This is a genomic window from Psychrobacillus sp. L4, assembly GCF_042944905.1.
In the GTDB taxonomy this organism is placed as follows: Bacteria; Bacillota; Bacilli; order Bacillales_A; family Planococcaceae; genus Psychrobacillus.
Map to the genome: position 1 here is coordinate 3269072 of NZ_CP168496.1, position 20273 is coordinate 3289344.

At 30.7% G+C, this 20273-nt stretch carries 13 protein-coding genes and 1 pseudogene; all 14 read right to left on the minus strand.

Annotated elements, in window-relative coordinates:
• Positions 1-173: 173 nt before the first annotated feature.
• A pseudogene (locus ACEPXG_RS15800) lies at positions 174-239 on the minus strand (IS3 family transposase); the annotation flags it as partial.
• 156 nt (positions 240-395) lie between these two features.
• Entirely contained in the window at positions 396-1493 is a 1098-nt protein-coding gene (locus ACEPXG_RS15805) for a DUF2920 family protein (protein WP_391204455.1), read from the minus strand.
• Positions 1494-1561: 68 nt separating this feature from the next.
• Positions 1562-2956 (minus strand): AMP-binding protein, encoded by a 1395-nt coding sequence (locus ACEPXG_RS15810; protein WP_391204458.1) that lies wholly within the window; start codon positions 2954-2956, stop codon positions 1562-1564.
• Positions 2957-2983: 27 nt separating this feature from the next.
• A complete protein-coding gene (locus ACEPXG_RS15815; protein WP_391209959.1) occupies positions 2984-3784 on the minus strand; it encodes an NUDIX domain-containing protein in 801 nt (266 codons plus the stop codon).
• Positions 3785-3823: 39 nt separating this feature from the next.
• On the minus strand, positions 3824-4591 hold the full coding sequence (locus ACEPXG_RS15820) for an NUDIX hydrolase (protein WP_391204461.1): 768 nt from the start codon (positions 4589-4591) through the stop codon (positions 3824-3826).
• 13 nt (positions 4592-4604) lie between these two features.
• The gene (locus ACEPXG_RS15825) at positions 4605-5750 is read right to left on the minus strand and encodes a hypothetical protein (RefSeq protein WP_391204464.1); all 1146 of its coding nucleotides are present in this window, start codon (positions 5748-5750) and stop codon (positions 4605-4607) included.
• 61 nt (positions 5751-5811) lie between these two features.
• The gene (locus ACEPXG_RS15830; RefSeq protein WP_391204466.1) at positions 5812-7098 is read right to left on the minus strand and encodes a hypothetical protein; all 1287 of its coding nucleotides are present in this window, start codon (positions 7096-7098) and stop codon (positions 5812-5814) included.
• Positions 7099-7138: 40 nt separating this feature from the next.
• A complete protein-coding gene (locus ACEPXG_RS15835; protein ID WP_391204469.1) occupies positions 7139-7375 on the minus strand; it encodes an acyl carrier protein in 237 nt (78 codons plus the stop codon).
• Between the two features lie 33 nt (positions 7376-7408).
• A complete protein-coding gene (locus ACEPXG_RS15840) occupies positions 7409-8170 on the minus strand; it encodes a TatD family hydrolase (protein ID WP_391204471.1) in 762 nt (253 codons plus the stop codon).
• Positions 8167-14544 (minus strand): amino acid adenylation domain-containing protein, encoded by a 6378-nt coding sequence (locus tag ACEPXG_RS15845; protein ID WP_391204474.1) that lies wholly within the window; start codon positions 14542-14544, stop codon positions 8167-8169. The genes ACEPXG_RS15840 and ACEPXG_RS15845 overlap by 4 nt, the downstream gene beginning before the upstream one ends.
• A gap of 62 nt (positions 14545-14606) precedes the next feature.
• Positions 14607-17762, minus strand: coding sequence for an amino acid adenylation domain-containing protein (locus ACEPXG_RS15850; protein ID WP_391204476.1), 3156 nt, complete (start codon positions 17760-17762; stop codon positions 14607-14609).
• Between the two features lie 119 nt (positions 17763-17881).
• Positions 17882-18139 carry a hypothetical protein gene (locus ACEPXG_RS15855; RefSeq protein WP_391203647.1) on the minus strand — a complete coding sequence of 86 codons (258 nt, stop codon included), beginning with the start codon at positions 18137-18139 and terminating at the stop codon, positions 17882-17884.
• Positions 18136-18939: an ExeA family protein gene (locus ACEPXG_RS15860; protein WP_391203644.1), complete on the minus strand. Its 804-nt coding sequence runs from the start codon at positions 18937-18939 to the stop codon at positions 18136-18138. Before ACEPXG_RS15860 ends, ACEPXG_RS15855 begins: the two co-directional genes overlap by 4 nt.
• The gene (locus ACEPXG_RS15865; RefSeq protein ID WP_391203641.1) at positions 18932-20194 is read right to left on the minus strand and encodes a DDE-type integrase/transposase/recombinase; all 1263 of its coding nucleotides are present in this window, start codon (positions 20192-20194) and stop codon (positions 18932-18934) included. The genes ACEPXG_RS15860 and ACEPXG_RS15865 overlap by 8 nt, the downstream gene beginning before the upstream one ends.
• Between the last annotated feature and the right edge of the window lie 79 nt (positions 20195-20273).

The following is a 20273-nucleotide window of genomic DNA, read 5'->3' on the forward strand; positions in this document are numbered from 1 at the left end:
GACAATACTCGATTCTAAAGTATGGAAGTGCAGAAAACGAATAAAGTGTTCCTTACTTATCCTAATCTGCTTAAGTTTGGCGGAAACAGCAAACGCGAACAGCATCGATTAAATTGTACCCTTTGTAAAGACATTTTTGAAAAAGGACATGCCACAAGGAGAAGATGATCTCTTTATTGTACAGGAGTCATCTTCTTTAAGTTCCATTGGTATCTTAAATTGTTATAGTATGTCATATAATTTTATAATAGCTTTTCTACCGTTAAAAATCGATCTTTTTGATAAGTAAGTTCCAAATAATTCTTTCAAGCGTAGGTTCTTTTACCTTTTCAGCCACTATTATTTCAGCTTAGCTAAAAAGAATTAAGATACATTAATTATTTCCTAAGTATCTTTCATTTAAATTTAAAATCAAAAATGGGTAAACCATCTTTATAATCCGCTCTTATAAAGACACCTTCAAAATCTATTTCATACTTCACCGGTCTTGTTATTTTATCTTTTATGGGATGCTCTAATTCCGAAGCAAAAGAGTAAAGTTCCAAAAAGTCAGCACCTAAACCATGACTATTAGATTTATACTTTACATTATCTATATCTTCCTTTTTTATAAGAATAAAATCTGATTTTTTTATAGTCGTCTTGACAAACTGCTCTTTTTCTATATAGTCCACTAATTTATCTTCATTGCCATGAAATGATAACACTTGTGTATTTGTACTAAAATCTTTATAAAGTAAATCTAAATTTACATCATTTTTATTTTTCACTATTTTTTTCGCTAAATAATCATATTCTATAATCAATGTGGACTTTTCTATCTTCTTGTACAAAAATCTATTACTTGTTAAATAATTTGGTTCTATATAAGCAGAATTATCTACAATTAATGAAAATAAATTTGGTACCAATCTATTGCATAGGTATAAAAGGTATGCACCATGGGATTGTCCATATCCAATTATTCTATTAGAATTAAAAACCAAATTTTCTTTACTTAGTATTAATTTAACAGCTTCAATAGTAGTGATAATATCTATTGCTTGCATATAGCTCATGTCATTAAATTCTTCAATACTTTCATCAATATTTGCATGCACAGGAATGACAGGGGGTTTTATCTTTTTTTTAAACAATATCTCTTCGAGACAATTAGAGTCTTCATTAATTTTCTCTAACTCATTAGTTGTAAAAAATCTCTGCATAATTGGTGAATTGAAAGTGTTAAAACTATCAAAAGATTGCATAAATTGATACCCAAAATAAGCACATTGCATAGTTATCATATTATATTTATCTGCGAAAATTTTTCTCATTTTTATATATATATTGGAATCAATACTCCCATTAAAACCCGGAACAAAAACAAGTAATCCTGTGTTTTGATTTACTCCGTTTTGTGGAATTGAAAAGTCTATTCGTAAGTTTCGTTTTAATTCATTGGTGTAAATATTATGATGTGCTGGTATATTAATACTATGTTCTATTGACAATTTCACTTGTCCTCCTTGAAAGACTATCTAATGATTCGGCTCTTGAGATTTCGCAATTTAAATATCAGCTAGAAATTAAAAAGTTCTTTTAGTTTTGTATAATTTACTTTTCCATTGATTAAACGAGGAATAGTATTTTCATTAATATTAAAAAAAACAATCCAGGACTTATAAAAACCATATCTTTCAGTTAATAATTCCATAATTTTTTTGTTTAAATGATCATCTAGCATTATAAGGAAAATCTTTTCATCATTTGAAATACTGTAACACGTAGCACCAAAGACATCAGAAATTAATGTTTCTATCTCATCTAAATTTATCCTTGTTCCATTTAACTTTGCAATTCTTTTTATTCTACCTCTAATATAAAAGTAGCCTTCATCATCTATTTCACCTAGGTCGCCAGTTTCAAGGATTCCGAATTTTTCGTCACCCTTCTTTAAATCCATCCTATTTTTACAGTAGCCAAGCATTACATTTGGACCTTTATATATTAATTGATTGTTTTCATCAAGTTCCAGATGTCCATCTGGAATTGCATATCCAATAGAATCGCCTTTTAAAAGTGCTTTTTCAGGTGGAATATAGCTAATCCTCGCAGTAGCCTCTGTTTGTCCATACATATAATAAAAATTAATATTCTTTTCCACAATTAATGTATTAATGAAATCTCTTGTAAATCTATTTACCCTACCTCCTGCTTGTGTCATTGTCCTTAAACTTTTGATATTTATATTTTGAAATTTAATTTTCGATAAAATTTCATAAGTATATGGTACACCTGAAAAAGAAGTAATACTATAGAACTTACATTCCTCCCAAAAACACTTCGAAATTATTTTTTTTGAAGAAATAAGAATACTTGCACCTGATAAGAGGTGACTATTTATAATAGATAATCCATATGAATAAAACATCGGCAATGTCAAAACAGGTCTTTCTTCATTAGAGAGTTGCAAATATTTAACTATTGAACTAGCATTATCTTGTAAATTTTTATATGAAAGTTTAACCATTTTACAGCTACCTGTAGACCCAGATGTATTTAATAAGATTGCTAAATCCTTATGAAGAGGATAAATATCGATTCCTTCTAATAAATAATGAAACATACCTCTTTTAATTTTTTCTATATATGAATTTTCCAATGTGAGTTGAGTAGAAGAAATAATCCATTCTGGTTGATATAATCTTATTAAATTTGTTAAATTATTCTTCACTAAATTTTGGGATAGTAAACAAACGACATGTCTCATTTGTAATGCAGCTAGATAAGCACATATTGATTCAATGGTATTGTTTTCACAAAGAAGAAATATAAGCTTTTTTTTATCTTCTGTTTGATCTATTCTTTTGATAAAGTCTATTTCTTGTTGAAGTTCTCCATAACTAATTTTAGTATTTTTATATATAAATGCAGTATTATCTTTTGGATGATCTAAATCCCAAAAAAAGCTCATACACATGACCTCTCTTAAAGGTAAGTATTAGAAAATTTTACCTTCCCCGAAACTCTCAGCAAATACTTCTAGTTTTATTGAATTATCAACAATTAGCAAAAGTTTTTCTAGATAATCAATTTTATTTGTATTTTGTTTACAAAAATTAATTATGCTTTGTGTGTCATTTTTAATAAAAACTAATTCTTTTATCTCATCTTGCTTAGAAGATGATCTGAATTTCTCAAAAGAATTATATAATTCCTGTGAGTCCATATTAAGATTTACGATATAACATATTCCAAACAAAGACCAAAATTTTCTAGTTGTAATATAATTCCTACTTACTTCAATTTCATCATTTTCTAAATCTATACCTATTTCTTCCTTGAATTCTCTTTTTAATGTTTGGATTGGATCTATAAAGCCGTCAATTATATCCTGTTTGTCAATACCTCCTCCAATACACTGAATTATATTAGGAAATGAAGTATTATCATTCATCTTTCCTAATACAATAGTATTATCATTAGTAACTATAAGCCCTCCGACTGCAATGGCTTTACATATATTATTGTCATATATTTTATTATCGAGCATATAAGAATAATGTGCATAATTAGAGATATTCATATCGATATTAATTAAATGATTATTATTTGATATGCTTTTAATATTGAAAATTGGCCCATTAAATAATTTAGGATTTTTATTAACTTTACCTTCCCAATATTTTTTAATTTTTATATCTTCATCAAAGGAAAAACAAAACTTTTCATCTAACAATTTAATTTTCACTAAATTCCTATTAATATAAATCTTATTTTCATAAAGCGTTTCTTTTAACACAGTTGTCAATTATGATTCCACCTTTCTCACTGAAAAGCTTTATAGCCATTTTTCGCATTTTTCTTTCCCGATATCTACTAATAACAAATTATTTAGGTAATCAATCTTTATCAAATTTTCATTATTAATAAATTTTACTAAACTTTCAGTTTCCCTTTTTACATATATTAATTTTTGGAGTTCATTTGTTCCTTTAGAGTTTTTTTGATGTACAATAAAAATCTCATCTAATTCCTTACTTGTTAATGAAAGTTCAATTACAAAACAGATACCAATATAAGAAAGATTCTTTCTTGTAATAATATATTTATTTTGGCTTGCATTATTTACTATATTGTCTTCTAAAGATAAACCTATTTCTTCTTTAACTTCTCGTTTAACTGATTCCCATGTATTAAAAATATTATCTCTTATATCTATTGGATCAATAGCGCCTCCTGGACATTGTATGACATTCGGATATGAAGTATGTTCAGCCATAATCCCTAAACAATAAAAATTATCCTTTGTAATAAGAAGAGCACTGACAGCAACCGAACGACAAACATGATCACCTATGAATCCAGTACTTTTGGAGTGTAAAAAGTGTGAATAACTACTTCTACACATGTGGATATTTATATAATCATCAGCCTTTACGATTTCTGCTATACTATAAATTGGTCCATTAAATAAAGAATTGTTACTAGCTAATTTCGTTTCCCAGAGTTTATTTACATCTTCCTTAATCTTTTCAGGCAACGAAATTTTTTCTTCAGTATCAATAATACTCAAATTTTTGGGTGATAAAAAAATGTTATTTATCAAACTGATCTTCCTCTCAATTTTTTAGACAGCTAAAAATTTTTGATTTACCACTAGCAGATAATAAAATATTATCTACAAATCTAAAATCTATTTTACAATTCTTCCCTAAAGATTCAGAAACTTCCTTTTGTATAATCTGTAAAACTAAATCAGAAAATTTATTTTTCTTTACAATGTAAAATACAAAGTAGTTATTTTCCAATTGGTCAACTTTAAAACTATCAATATAGTCCATGTTTTTCCATATTAGCGAATGAACAATTCTTTTAAAGAAAATATCACCTACGACACCCTTGGTTCCCTTTATTATGTCGGCTTTTCTGCCACTAAGAGCTTGAATTATTTGGGTTTTTTTTCCACACGCGCAATCGAGGGAAGATATTTTTCCTAAATCCTCCAAATTATATCTTATTAAAGGCATAACTTTATTATACAGACTAGTAATTGTAATCTCCCCAAATCCTTGTGGTAAATCGGCATTAAGATTGGTGTTATTTATGCTCTCAACGTAAAGCAAATTATTCAACACATGTAATTCTCCTTGAGGACATTCATAAGCAATACACCAACATTCTCTGGTACCATAATGATTAATTGTTTTACAACCAAAGATATTCTCAATATATCTTCTTTGGCTTTGTTCAACGTATTCACCAGCCAATTCGATATATTTTATACTTTTATTGTTATAATCAATTTCTCCTCTTTCTATTGCCTGTGCGTATTTTTCGATAACTGAGACTGAAGTCCATAACCATCTTGGTGAAAATGACATTAATTTATCAAAACAATGCCTCATATTGGAATTATCAAAATTTGTGAAATCACCTATATAATTTTTACTTCCGTTACCAGTAAGAGAAAAGAAATTTTCCATTGTTACATACGGATCCCATCTTCTTCTTTCTTTCCATTGTGATATAGCAGCAATGGATCTTTCGGAGTTAGACTTTAAACATTTTAGAGGTTCACCGTTTGTTCCGCTAGTAAGTTGTTGTATTATTTTTTCATTAGTTTTCGATATATATATATCAAAGTTATCTTTAATTTCTCTTTTGGTAATAATCGGCATAGAATTAAATATACTCATTATATCGCCATTTAAATCTATATTTTCTTTATTAAATATATTACGAAAATAATTATTGTTAGTGTCCAAGTAACTAAATAATTCTCTTAGTTTTCTCTCATTCTTTAATATATAGTCTATTAATAAAACCTCATTTCATTAAATTTGCTACTTCTTCATCATTTATTATTTTTTCACTTACTAATTTTTCTAATATTTTGTCAAAAGCGTTTACACTGGTTTCTTTGAATATTATATCTCCATCTTGAGGATCTTCTAATTGGTACTCCTTAAAAATATCATTTATAAAATAACCTTCTGGATCAATATAAAGTAATTTTTTCCCACTGTTTCGAGCCGCTGCATGAATTTTCCTTCTATCAGCATGGCTACCAATCACTATTAGTGATTTAGCTTCTGGGTGAAAATTAATTTCTGGTATAATATGTTGTTCCTCGTATCTTCTTACATAGTTTTCCTCGAGACCTAATTTTAAAGGCAGACCATCAAAATTATTCGTAATTATAGGACCAACTATCAAATTTTTATCTGTAAATAATTTAAGTATCTTATGAAACCTTGTTGGTTCAGCAAAAAAGCAACTTTTATACATTGTAGTAAACAATTTATAGATATTTTCAGTATTTAGAGCAATGTCATATGCTAATTTATCTTCTTTAGCACCCAAAATAAATTTATTTTCTTTCTTATCAGTTACATAATATACATCATGAAGAAAATTAAGTGCAGGTATCCCAGCCTCTATTGAAGGACCACATCCAAGCTCAACTTGAGCAGGAAAATAATCTAATACATCTTTTAAATCATCTACAATAATTGGTTTTCCTCTAAAATCTCTTTTTCTTTGACCTTTATTAAACACATCCCATGGTTTTTTTTGAATTTCAGAAGGTACCTTAAAGTTAGATGAAGTAATTGTTAATTCTAAAATACAGTAATCCTCCGGATATATTCTATTTTGTTTAATATCTTCAGGATGAGAATCCAAAAAAGAAAGTTTATAGTTCAGTGAATCTTTTAAATAAACTTCATGACTTCCTTTTTCATCAATATAGTCTAAGTCTTTTAACCAATCACCTTTTATTAAAGCTTCTCTTATATTATTGCTATATTCATTAATTTCTGAACTAGGAAAGCATAGATGTATCCAAACATATGTTTCTATCAATGCTAAGTCCTTAGTACCTAGTTCATTATTTACTAGATCATATGTATGAAGATAATGAATCATCCTTCTTCTTTTATCATCTAAATTTTTCCATCCTGATTGCCTACGCGTGTTAAACTCTTGAGTTCTTCTCCACAAGCCTTCTTCAATCTTTCTATTCCATTCACCCTGTGGTAAATCATAATATTTCTTCCAATGTTCTTCAGATATTTTATCCAAATTTTCACTTATCATAAGTGGTAATTTCAATATTCTTTCCTCCCATTTCTTTCTTTGTATTAAGGAAAAACTAAATTGCCTTTTCAACTAATCTCATAAACGAACCGAATGTTGATAATCCTTCAACAAACAAATCTTCCTCGTCAAACATAAAATCAAAGTGTTCCTCTATATCAATTATAAGTTGTATCATTTGCAAGGAATCAAAACCAAATTCCTCTATCAAACTTGAATCTTCCTTAATTTCTTCTGCTGTGAGTTGCCCCTTCGAATTATTTATAATTAACTCTTTGATTATATTCTCCATTTTAATTCCTCCGATGTATTAATTTAGCAATTATTAGAATTGAAATAATCTTCTTGCATTTTCAGTTGTAACATTTGAAACCTCTTCAAAACTTTTACCAGTTATCTGAGCAATTGTTTCTATTACATACTTAACGTTTCCCGGATAATTTCTTTTAACTTTAAAATGTTCTGGTGAAATATAAGGGCTATCAGTTTCCACCAATATTTTATCTAAACTAATCCTCTTAATCACATTAAATATATCCTGTTTTTGATTAAGTGTAATATTACCTGCAATGGAAATATGTAGTCCCATATTAATATAGCTCTTTGCTAAATCTTCATTTCCATTAAAACAATGAATAACCCCTCCTTTCCTTGGTATTTTAATATTATTCAGAATTTCAATAATTTCCTCATCCGCATTATTACTATGAATTATTATGGGTAAATCCAATTCTTTTGCTAGTTCCACTTGTTTAATAAAACAATCTCTTTGTACTTTTTTCATATTTTCATTTAAATTATAATGGAGACCAATTTCTCCTATTGCAACAACTTTACTTCGTTGTGCAAGTTTCTTTAAATCGTTAATTACTTTAACGCATAGCTCATCTGAATTGATAGGGTGTATTCCAACTGCTGCATATAAAAAGTCATGTTTTTCTGCCAATAGAACAGTTTTAGATGATGTCTCATAATTAGTTCCTACATTCACTATTCCAGTAACACCTTCATTAATGCATTTTTCTAATATTTTTATTCTATCCCTAGCAAAGTAAATGCTGTCTATATGAGCATGACTGTCGATCATATAACCCCTTCTTTCTTATCTCCCTTTAAAATTCTTTCAATAATCTTTGCATTTCTTTTAACAAATCGATCATCTGATAACATCATCCTATGCAAACCAGAACCATTAGAAATATAAGCATTCTTTTTGGTGAACTTTTGCCAATTGTTTTGAAGATGATGTCTTTCGCTTTTTGGAGATATAGAAAAAGCTTTCATAACATGTATATTAGATGATATTATTCCCTGATAAACCATTTCATTTAGATACTTATAATAAGATTCGACTTTTCTAAAAAATTGTTCTTTTGCATAAGTATCTTTAATTATTTCTACAAAACTTTCATCTTTTTCTCTCATATTTTTGTATTCTTCAAAAGATTTTTTAAGCGCTTCTTCTGAAGTTACTGATTTTATATTAATGGGTTCAACATCCATAATGATTAAATCTGAAACTTCATTTCCGTACTTTTCTAATGATGCTGCAACTTGATATGCCAAGTGTCCACCTGCAGAGTACCCCAATAATATATACGGGCCATTAGGTTGAGCATGTGTTATTGCTTCTATATACATATCTATTTTGTTTTCCTCTTCTAAATAATCAAAAGCATATAATGAATAGTCTTCTAAATTATTAGCAAGCTTTTGATATGCAAGACCAAATCCACCTATAGGAGGAAAAGCAAATATTCTTAAATCTTTTTGTGCATTTAATAAAATTGGAGAATTCCTTAAGTCATCATTCTTATCTAAACTTACAATATAATTTGAAAGCTGTTTAATAGTTTGATTTTGTAGCAGTCCTTTTAAAGGTATATGATCACCCAAAAATCTATTTACTTGAGAAATAACTAATAATAGTTTTAACGAGTGTCCACCTAAATCAAAGAAGTTATCGTTTATACCTATCTTTTTGACACCTAAAGTTTCACTCCATATCTCTACCAACTTTTCCTCAACTTCATTTCTCGGTGACTCATATTCATCTAAGATCAGGTTCTCTATATTTGGCTCTGGAAGTGCCTTTCTATCTATTTTTCCATTCGGTGTCAATGGCATATTTTCCAGTTGGACGATATATGCTGGTACCATGTAATCTGGTAATCCTTTTTTTATAAAATTCTTTAATTCCAAATTGTTAACTTCGTCCTCACAAACTATATATGCACATAAGTATTTCCCGTTTTCTTTATTGTCTCTGGATACTACAATTGCTTCGCTAACTGCTCTGTGTTGTAGTAATCCATCTTCCACTTCCCCTAATTCAATTCTAAAACCTCTAATTTTAACTTGATTATCGATTCTTCCTAAAAACTCAACATTCCCATCCGGCAGCCATCTTGCCAAGTCTCCTGTTTTATACATCTTTGTTCCTGGTTCGAATGGGTTAGCAACAAATTTCTCTTTTGTTAACTCTGGCCGGTTTAGATACCCTCGAGCAATTCCTTTACCAGCAATATATAGTTCTCCACATACTTCCATCGGCTGCATCTTTTGATTTTTATCTAAAATATAAAATTTAGTATTATCCAAGGGCTTGCCTATTGGAGTATTTGATATATCCGGTATATTCTCATAAGATGATTCATAATAACTTGAATCTATAGTGGCCTCGGTGACCCCATAACTATTTAAAATTCTTATTTGGTTGCCATACTCCTCGACCAAAGTTTTGTAATCACTTATGGAACAGCTATCTGATCCTAAAATTAAAAGTCGAAGATTTTCAAGTTTCAACTTTTTTTGCTTCAAATACCTTGTAAAGGCTAAAATATGATTTGGTGTTGATTCAAAAATGGTGATCTTTTCACTCATTATTATTTCGAACAACTTTTGCATATCTAGCTTAGTTTCATACGAAACAATATGCATAGTTCCTCCACTTAATAAACTTCTAGATAAATCACCTGCGAAAACATCAAACGATACCCCGGCTAATTGCAATAAATTAACATCAAAATCGTTTAATCTATAGTGTCTTCTCCAAAAATATGTAGCATTTACTAGATTATTATTCTGAACCATTACACCTTTAGGGTTTCCTGTTGTTCCTGAAGTATAGATAATATATGCTAGATCCTCTGGATTATAAATTGGGTTTATGTTTTCAGTGCTTTGCTCAAAGTTCTCTGAGCAATACAGGTCAACTAATAAACCATTAAAAGAAAGTTTATCCATGAAATCAGTTTGAGTAATTAAAAAATCACATTGGGAATCACTTAACAAATAGTTAATTCGATCCTCAGGGTAATTAGGATCTATTGGCAAATAAGCTACTCCTGCTTTTAAAATCCCCATTATTCCTACTACCATTTGCAGTGATCTTTCTACCATTATCCCTACGATTGAATTCGCTTTAACACCTTTTGCTATTAAGACTCTTGCCAAAGAATTTGCTCTATCATTTAGCTCTTGATAAGTTAAATGTCTGTCCTCAAACTTGACTGCCATCTTATTAGGTTCTTTTTCTACTTGTTCTTCAAACATTTTCTGAATCGTCATATCTTCTGGATATTCCGTTTTGGTATTATTGAATTCCAACAATAATTGATTTTTTTCTTTTTCCACCAACAAATCTATGGCAGATATTTTAGTTACTCTATCTAGAATTATTGTAGATAATATTTTTTTATAATGTTTACTTATTTTCTCTATACTTTCACTATTAAACAAATTGGTACAATACTCAAAATTAAGTTCTAAAGTTTCTTCTTGTTCTACTACATTTAATGTAATATCAAACTTCGATGTTTTATTTTCAAAATCATGTAACCTAAAAGTCGTTCCCACTAGTTCTAGTTCCTTGCCCTCAAAGGCATCATCCATACTAAACATCACGTCAAATAATGGGTTTCTTCCCGCATCCCTTCTTATATTTAAGTTTTCTATTAGTTTTTCCAATTGATAATCTTGATTTTCATACGCTGTTAACAAGCTACTTTTTATTTCTTTTAAAAATTCATCGTATGATTTTTCGCCAGATGGGTTACTTCTGATGGCTAATGTATTTACAAACATCCCCATTATTTTTTGAAGATCCACATTTGTTCTGCCCGCCACAGGAATCCCTATAACAAGATCTTCTTGTCCACTATATTTGGAAAGCAAGATACTAAACGCCGAGAATAGTACCATGTGCATCGTGCTTCCAGTCTCCCTCGAGATAATTCTTAACCCTTCTGTAATTTCTTTATTTATAGTCTTACTTAGGCTAGCACCTTCATAAGTTTTGAATGTTGGCCTCTCATTATCGTATGGGATATTTAATACTGGTATTTCGTTGTTAAATACTTTCATCCAGTACTCTTCCTGTTTTTTTACCTTATTTTTTTTAAATAATTCATTTTGCCATTCTGAGTAGTCTTTATATTGAATCGTCAGAGGCTCCATTTTTTCTCTTTCATAGAAAGCTTTAAATTCTTTCATTAAAATACTCATTGATACTCCATCGGATATGATATGATGCATATCTATTAATAGATAAGTTTTTTTATTCTCCTCAACTAGTTCAGCTCTAAATAAAGGTGCTTCATCTAATTTAAATGGTCTTACAAATCCATCAAGCGTTGTACCAATGGTGAGTTTAAATTTACTATAGGAGTCTACCTTCTGAACAATCTCATAACCATTTGCTTTGAAAGACGTTCTTAATATTTCTTGCCTCTCTACTATTTTTTGAAATGTATCCTCTATCCTTTCAAATTCGACTTTCCCATGTATTTCTATTATTATAGGCATATTATACGCTGTACTTTGTTTGTCCATCTGTTGTAGAGTATACATTCTTTTTTGAGAAGAAGATGCTTTGTAGAATGCTCGTTCTTCTGCTTTTTCTATCGTCACATACTGATTCTTTTGGGCATTTTTTATAAATTCACTTAAACCACTAATCGTAGGATTATCAAATAGTACCTTTAACGGGATTTCTACATCTAACTCTTTATGAACTTTAGCCATCAACACGGTGGCCTTAAGTGAATGTCCACCCAAATGAAAGAAATTATCATTTATACTTATTTTTTCGGTATCCAGTATTTCAGTCCACATCTCTGATAGTTTCTTTTCCACTCCGTTTCTCGGAGCTTCATATTTATTCGTTGTATTCCTCTTTGGTTCTGGAAGAGCTCTTCTGTCTAGTTTTCCATTTTGTGTCAAAGGTAATTTTTCTAATTGAGTAAAGTATGAAGGGATCATATATTCTGGCAATCTATCTTTTAAAAAAACTCTTAAATTTAGAATATCAACCTCTACCTTACTTACTAAATAAGCACAAATAAATTTCTCCTGTTCCTTATTTTCATTTACAACAACGGCTACCTCTTTCAGCTCTTCATGTTGTAATAGAACATTCTCGATCTCTCCCAGCTCTATTCTAAACCCTCTGATTTTAACCTGGTTATCTATACGTCCCAAACATTCAATGTTTCCATCAGGTAGCCATTTTGCCAAGTCACCTGTTTTATACATTTTTTGACCTACCTTAAATGGGTTATCTACAAATTTTTCTTTTGTTAGTTCTGGTCTGTTTAGATATCCTCTCGCTAACCCATCACCACTTATGCATAACTCCCCAGGTATTCCTATTGGCATTAGCTTAAGGTTCTTATCGACTATATACACTTGGGTATTTGAAATAGGCTTTCCAATTGGAGTATTCCTCATTAATATTGTTTCTTCTCTATTCACTAAATATATACTCGAATCTACACAACACTCTGTTGGACCATATACATTACTAATCTTTAACTCTTTCGAAGCTTTAAATAGTTTTTCTAAAAGTTTATTATTTAACCTATCACCACCAATTAGTAAATGCTTAATTCTAAGCTCTTTATCAACACCTATAAATTCAGACATCACTTCCAAATGAGCAGGCGTTCCATCTGAAATGTCGATTTTATTTTTTTCATAATATTTTAATAGCTTTTCTGCATCTCTTCTTACTTCATCATCAGCAATATATAGAGCATGACCATTAACCAATGCAGCAAAGATTTGCTTTACGGATCCATCAAAATAAAATGGTGCTACAAGTCCCACTTTTAATTTTTCAGGATATTGGTAGTAAATCTCTTTATTTAAAGCCAAAACTAAGTTATGTACACTTTTATGTTCAATCATTACACCTTTAGGGACACCCGTTGTTCCTGAAGTATAGATAACATAAGCTAGGTTGTTAGAAGTGTTGTTTTTTTTCAAGTTACTAGAATCTTCCTTTTTTTGAAGTTCGTCTTTCACCTCCAAGAATTCTCCTTTAAATTCAGGGATATCTGTTAAATGTCTAGCACCAATTAACACTTTACTTTTACTATCTTCTAATACAAATTGAAGTCTTTCCTTTGAATAGCCTGGATCTATAGGTAAATAGGCTCCCCCAGCTTTGAGAATTCCCAGTATTCCTATAATCATCTCCAAAGATCTATCTCCAATTATTCCTACAACTATATCTGCTTTAACACCTTTTTTTCTTAATCCTCTTGCCAAATAGTTAGCCATCTCGTTTAACTCTCGATAGGTTAATTGTTCATCTTTACATACCACAGCAATATCATTCGGGTTCTTTTCAACCTGTGCTTCAAATAACTCTTGAATTGTTCGAATACCTGAATAAATCAATTTATTATCATTAAAATCAAAAAGAATTTTTTCTTTTTCAATATTTGTTAATAGTTCAAAATCTGATAGCTTTTTATCAATATTTTCAAACGCTTGTTTCATAATATTCAAATAAACATCAATTATTTTTTCTATAGTTTCAGATTTAAATAAACTCGAATTATATACCAGTTCTAGAAAAATTGAATTTTCCTCTTTTACAATTAAGAATGTTATTTGATTTTTTTTATGGTTTGTTAAAGCACTAATATCTTTTTCATTATGGATATTTTTCATAGTACAACTGACTGGCAATATATCAAAAATATCCTTAATACCAATCTTATTGGTAATTTGATCAAGAGGGAAAATCTGATTTTTATATGATTCTAAAATATTATCTTTTGTATTCATCAATAATTCTTTAAATGATATACTTTCATTTAAAGAATCTTTGATTGGCAAAATATTATTTAAAGTTGTTTCTTGACTAGATTTAATGTAAACTGGTGAGCCAATTATTATATGGCCAATACCACTAAACTTGAATAGTTCTATTTTTAGTATTGAAAGCATGAGTGTATAAATTGATAGATCATTATTCTTTGTAATTGCAATTAATTTGTTAAATAAATGTTCATCTATTTTTCTACTCATTTTATCTCTTTTATAACCCGAGCCATTGTAATCGGCGGAAAATGTAGTTTTTTCTACTAAAGGAAATAATTTCTCTTTCCAGTATTCTTCAGATTTTTTAATCTGCTCTAATGAGCTAAGTATTATTTTATTTTCACTCATACCTCTCACTCCAAAATATTCAAATTATGTGTAGTATTAATTATTTAATATAACTATTTTAATTAGAAACTGAAGTCAATTTCATGAATAGAATCTTTAATTAAGTTGTTTATAGAATTTATTTCCTCTTGAGTAGCTAGACAAATGTTTTTTATTTTTTTATTCCTATTTTCACCTATTTGTTTAAGCAGGTTATCAAGATGTACTAGAATTTTCTCTATACTTTCACTATTAAACAAATTGGTACAATACTCAAAATTAAGTTCTAAAGTTTCTTCTTGTTCTACTACATTTAATGTAATATCAAACTTCGATGTTTTATTTTCAAAATCATGTAACCTAAAAGTCGTTCCCACTAGTTCTAGTTCCTTGCCCTCAAAGGCATCATCCATACTAAACATCACGTCAAATAATGGGTTTCTTCCCGCATCCCTTCTTATATTTAAGTTTTCTATTAGTTTTTCCAATTGATAATCTTGATTTTCATACGCTGTTAACAAGCTACTTTTTATTTCTTTTAAAAATTCATCGTATGATTTTTCGCCAGATGGGTTACTTCTGATGGCTAATGTATTTACAAACATCCCCATTATTTTTTGAAGATCCACATTTGTTCTGCCCGCCACAGGAATCCCTATAACAAGATCTTCTTGTCCACTATATTTGGAAAGCAAGATACTAAACGCCGAGAATAGTACCATGTGCATCGTGCTTCCAGTCTCCCTCGAGATAATTCTTAACCCTTCTGTAATTTCTTTATTTATAGTCTTACTTAGGCTAGCACCTTCATAAGTTTTGAATGTTGGCCTCTCATTATCGTATGGGATATTTAATACTGGTATTTCGTTGTTAAATACTTTCATCCAGTACTCTTCCTGTTTTTTTACCTTATTTTTTTTAAATAATTCATTTTGCCATTCTGAGTAGTCTTTATATTGAATCGTCAGAGGCTCCATTTTTTCTCTTTCATAGAAAGCTTTAAATTCTTTCATTAAAATACTCATTGATACTCCATCGGATATGATATGATGCATATCTATTAATAGATAAGTTTTTTTATTCTCCTCAACTAGTTCAGCTCTAAATAAAGGTGCTTCATCTAATTTAAATGGTCTTACAAATCCATCAAGCGTTGTACCAATGGTGAGTTTAAATTTACTATAGGAGTCTACCTTCTGAACAATCTCATAACCATTTGCTTTGAAAGACGTTCTTAATATTTCTTGCCTCTCTACTATTTTTTGAAATGTATCCTCTATCCTTTCAAATTCGACTTTCCCATGTATTTCTATTATTATAGGCATATTATACGCTGTACTTTGTTTGTCCATCTGTTGTAGAGTATACATTCTTTTTTGAGAAGAAGATGCTTTGTAGAATGCTCGTTCTTCTGCTTTTTCTATCGTCACATACTGATTCTTTTGGGCATTTTTTATAAATTCACTTAAACCACTAATCGTAGGATTATCAAATAGTACCTTTAACGGGATTTCTACATCTAACTCTTTATGAACTTTAGCCATCAACACGGTGGCCTTAAGTGAATGTCCACCCAAATGAAAGAAATTATCATTTATACTTATTTTTTCGGTATCCAGTATTTCAGTCCACATCTCTGATAGTTTCTTTTCCACTCCGTTTCTCGGAGCTTCATATTTATTCGTTGTATTCCTCTTTGGTTCTGGAAGAGCTCTTCTGTCTAGTTTTCCATTTTGTGTCAAAGGTAATTTTTCTAATTGAGTAAAGTATGAAGGGATCATATATTCTGGCAATCTATCTTTTAAAAAAACTCTTAAATTTAGAATATCAACCTCTACCTTACTTACTAAATAAGCACAAATAAATTTCTCCTGTTCCTTATTTTCATTTACAACAACGGCTACCTCTTTCAGCTCTTCATGTTGTAATAGAACATTCTCGATCTCTCCCAGCTCTATTCTAAACCCTCTGATTTTAACCTGGTTATCTATACGTCCCAAACATTCAATGTTTCCATCAGGTAGCCATTTTGCCAAGTCACCTGTTTTATACATTTTTTGACCTACCTTAAATGGGTTATCTACAAATTTTTCTTTTGTTAGTTCTGGTCTGTTTAGATATCCTCTCGCTAACCCATCACCACTTATGCATAACTCCCCAGGTATTCCTATTGGCATTAGCTTAAGGTTCTTATCGACTATATACGCTTGGGTATTTGAAATAGGCTTTCCTATTAATACTAAATTTTTATAATCTCTTTCGATGTCATAAATATGAACAATGCATCCAACCGTTGCTTCTGTCGGACCATATTCATTTACTATTTCTAATCTATTATTAAATAAATTGCTAATATTTTTGGCTAATTCTACTGTAAAGTCCTCTCCGCCTACAATAATTTTCTTAATTGAGTTGTTTACATAATTCATTTCTTTTAGCAAACTCAAATGAGCAGGAGTTAACTTAACTATTGAATTATTATTAACCTCAAATACTTCATTAATTAGTTTCACTGAATCAAGGTTTCTATGTATAACCATAGTATTTCCACTTATTAGTGGGGAAAATATTGAGGTAACTGTTAAATCAAAAGAAGTAGAGGTATAAAATGGCATATGTAATTTTTCATTAGCATAATACTTATTAATCCCATATACGATATAGTTAACTAATGATCTCTGTTCTATCATTACCCCCTTAGGATTACCAGTGGTACCAGAAGTATAAATAATATAAGCTAAGTCATTGGGATTGGACTTTAGTTCTAAGTTATTAGACTGCCCCATGTATAATTGTTTATTAAATAAATCCAGGATTTCCCCTTCAAACTCTATGTTGTCTATTAAGTCAGTTATGCTTAACAAAAATTTACTACCACTATCCTTCAAAATGTATTGTATTCTTTCTTTTGGATAAATGGGATCTATAGGTAAATAAGCTCCTCCAGCTTTCAAAATCGCTAGTATTCCTATTACCATTTCTATTGATCTATCTAACATAATTCCAACAATTGTATCAGTAACGATACCTTTTTCCTTTAACTCTCTTGCCAAAGAATTTGCTTTACCATTCAACTCCTTATAAGTTAAATGTTTATTATCAAATACTACAGCTGTTAAGTTAGGTGTTTTTTCCACCTGTTCTTCAAACAATATCTTTATCGTTTTTTCTTTTGGATACTTTGTTTCTGTATCATTGAACTCATGTAATAGTGTAACCGAGCACATTATTCCAGGCACTTCTTTTCACATTAATCCAGTGGGAAATCTGAAATAATGTGCTATTTTTTTCACTTAATTTCAGAATGTGCCCAACTTTATTCACATTAATCCATCTATCCATAAACAAAAGAAAACCCCTAAAACGGGGTGTCTAGTGGTATATATTCTATTGTATTGATCCGAATCTTGTACACCTCATTTAGGTGAAGAATGAAAATAACCTCATAATCCAACGTGACGAACCAATCTATATCTTTCTCTAAATATGCGTTAAAATATCGTTGCTGAATCCGCAACTCAAACGTATAGCCTTGTTGTACCCAGTAACGCGTCTGACCAATCCACACCCGCCACTCTTGCTCTCGCTGATCATAAACTAAGATGCCTCGCTTCATGCTAAACCACTATCTTCTACGGCTAACCGGACGATTTCCTCATCAATCTGTTCTTTCTTTAATTGCGAGCCAAATAATAAACTATTCACCGTTAATGTATTAATGACTCTAGGCCAACCTTGCGACCGCAAGGTGATTGCTTCTATAGCTGATTCAGTGAAAATCGGCATTTTTGCTCCGGCTAACTTCAAATGATGATTGATATAATTGGAAACTTCCACTTTAGTCAATGGCTGGATCTCATACTTCATAATCATTCTTTGTGATAGTGGTCGATGATGATTTAACATTAATCGTGTTTTTAAATGCGGTAAACCTGATAATACTAAAATATAAGGATTTGTTGAATCCATTTGAAAATTAAACAATAAAGCTATATCTTGCAAGAATGCATCTTTTGCCATATGCATTTCATCTAAAATGAAAACAGGCGTTATTTTTCGTTCAAAAGCCATTCGCTCAATACCTTGTTGAATTTGTCTAAAAAGATCTACTTTACGGAACTTCGGTTCCTCTCCTAATCCATAGACCAGACCACGATAAAAATCCATCACACCGCCTGTCGAGAGCGGAAAGTAGATGACATGATATAAAGATGGATTAAGCGATTCTTTAAACGATCGCAGGGTAAAGGTTTTCCCTACACCAGGATCGCCAATAAGAAGACCCATCCCCTTTGATTTTTGCAAATAATGTAATGCACTAATTGCACCTTGATAATCAGTAGAAAGAAATGCATCGGAAGATGCGATCTCTTTTGAGAATGGTGCTTGAGCCAACGAGTAAAATGTTTTATACATTTTCTTGCTCCTCCTTTTCCTTCGTCGCCTGAGACAATGAAAAAGGAGAACGTACCCGTTTGACATGGGCATTATCAGTCATATTAACAAGCGTTGCTTCCGCTACTTTCTTACCATCTTCAAATACGTACACACCATTTTCATCTAACCTCACATCGATGGAGGTCCCGATAAAACGATTCGGTACCTCGTAAAGCTGTTTGTTTAATGTAATGGTACTATCCGCTTTTACCTTACGTTGTTCGCGCTTTAAGAAAATAGTTTCAAGAAGGGATGTATCCTCTAAGAATGTCAATTGATTCAGTTGCGCCTGAAAAACCTCATGTGGCGTTTTTCCATCTAAGGACGCATGCACTTTGCGATGATAATCCTTTTCTAACCAGTGCCAAAATCGTTCGTTTAACTCTTCAACTGAATGAACAGGATCTGTTTTTAATAACGGATAAAATCGAGTTTGAACCGTTTTAAAAAACCGTTCTATTTTCCCTTTACTTTGAGGGTCATAAGGCTGTGTGTGCGCTAAAGTAATACCCAATTGGGCACATGCATACTGTAGTGTTTCAGATCGATAGATCTTGCCATTATCCGCATAAATAATGGTCGGTTTTCCCCTGCGAGTTAAAGCTTCTTTTGTTACAATTCTTAATCCATCAAATTTTTCGGATGTGAAAAACTGCGCATAAGGGATTAATCGTGAACAATCGTCAATATAAGCGACTAAAAAAGTCTTTACACTTTTTTTATTGCTTGATAGATAGGGCCCATGGGATAGATCCCCTTGCCATAGCACATTGACTTTGTCATGCGCAAATCGCTTTCTCTCAGGCGTCGCCAAAATACTTTTTCCAATTAGATTGTGCTTTTTCAATAATCGGTTTATAGTGGAGTAAGAAATTTGTGCTTTGTTTATCTCTCCACGCTCGATTAATTGTTCGTAGAAAACACTAACGGGCATATGGAGGGATTTTTTTCGTATTTCCAGAAGATGATCTTGATCATCTGGAGATAGTCTTCGAGAATTCCCTCTGTCCGCTCGTTTCTTCGGTTTTAATGCTTCAAATCCGTTTCGACGGTAATGAAGTAGCCATTCTTGTATTGTTTTAGCTGCTATTTTTCGTTCCCCATAATAAGGAACTGAGTGAATCTTCCCCTCTAATTCATTAAAATATACCTTCATTTCAACTTGCCCATTAAATAGAGGGGCTATCAGCCCATATCGAAATAAAGCTACCTCATTGCGTACTTTTTCATTCATGGAATCTTCCTCCTTTTGATAGAAGGACGACCGGTCATCCATAATTTAAATTCTACTTTTTACGACAAATCCTGACTAT

Bases quoted from the DNA above. Each gene is read 5' to 3' on its own strand.
- ACEPXG_RS15835 (WP_391204469.1), bottom strand. From the start codon at position 7,375: ATGGAGAATATAATCAAAGAGTTAATTATAAATAATTCGAAGGGGCAA.
- ACEPXG_RS15855 (WP_391203647.1), bottom strand. From the start codon at position 18,139: ATGAAGCGAGGCATCTTAGTTTATGATCAGCGAGAGCAAGAGTGGCGG.
- ACEPXG_RS15810 (WP_391204458.1), bottom strand. From the start codon at position 2,956: ATGAGCTTTTTTTGGGATTTAGATCATCCAAAAGATAATACTGCATTT.
- ACEPXG_RS15840 (WP_391204471.1), bottom strand. From the start codon at position 8,170: ATGATCGACAGTCATGCTCATATAGACAGCATTTACTTTGCTAGGGAT.
- ACEPXG_RS15865 (WP_391203641.1), bottom strand. From the start codon at position 20,194: ATGAATGAAAAAGTACGCAATGAGGTAGCTTTATTTCGATATGGGCTG.
- ACEPXG_RS15845 (WP_391204474.1), bottom strand. From the start codon at position 14,544: ATGAGTGAAAATAAAATAATACTTAGCTCATTAGAGCAGATTAAAAAA.
- ACEPXG_RS15860 (WP_391203644.1), bottom strand. From the start codon at position 18,939: ATGTATAAAACATTTTACTCGTTGGCTCAAGCACCATTCTCAAAAGAG.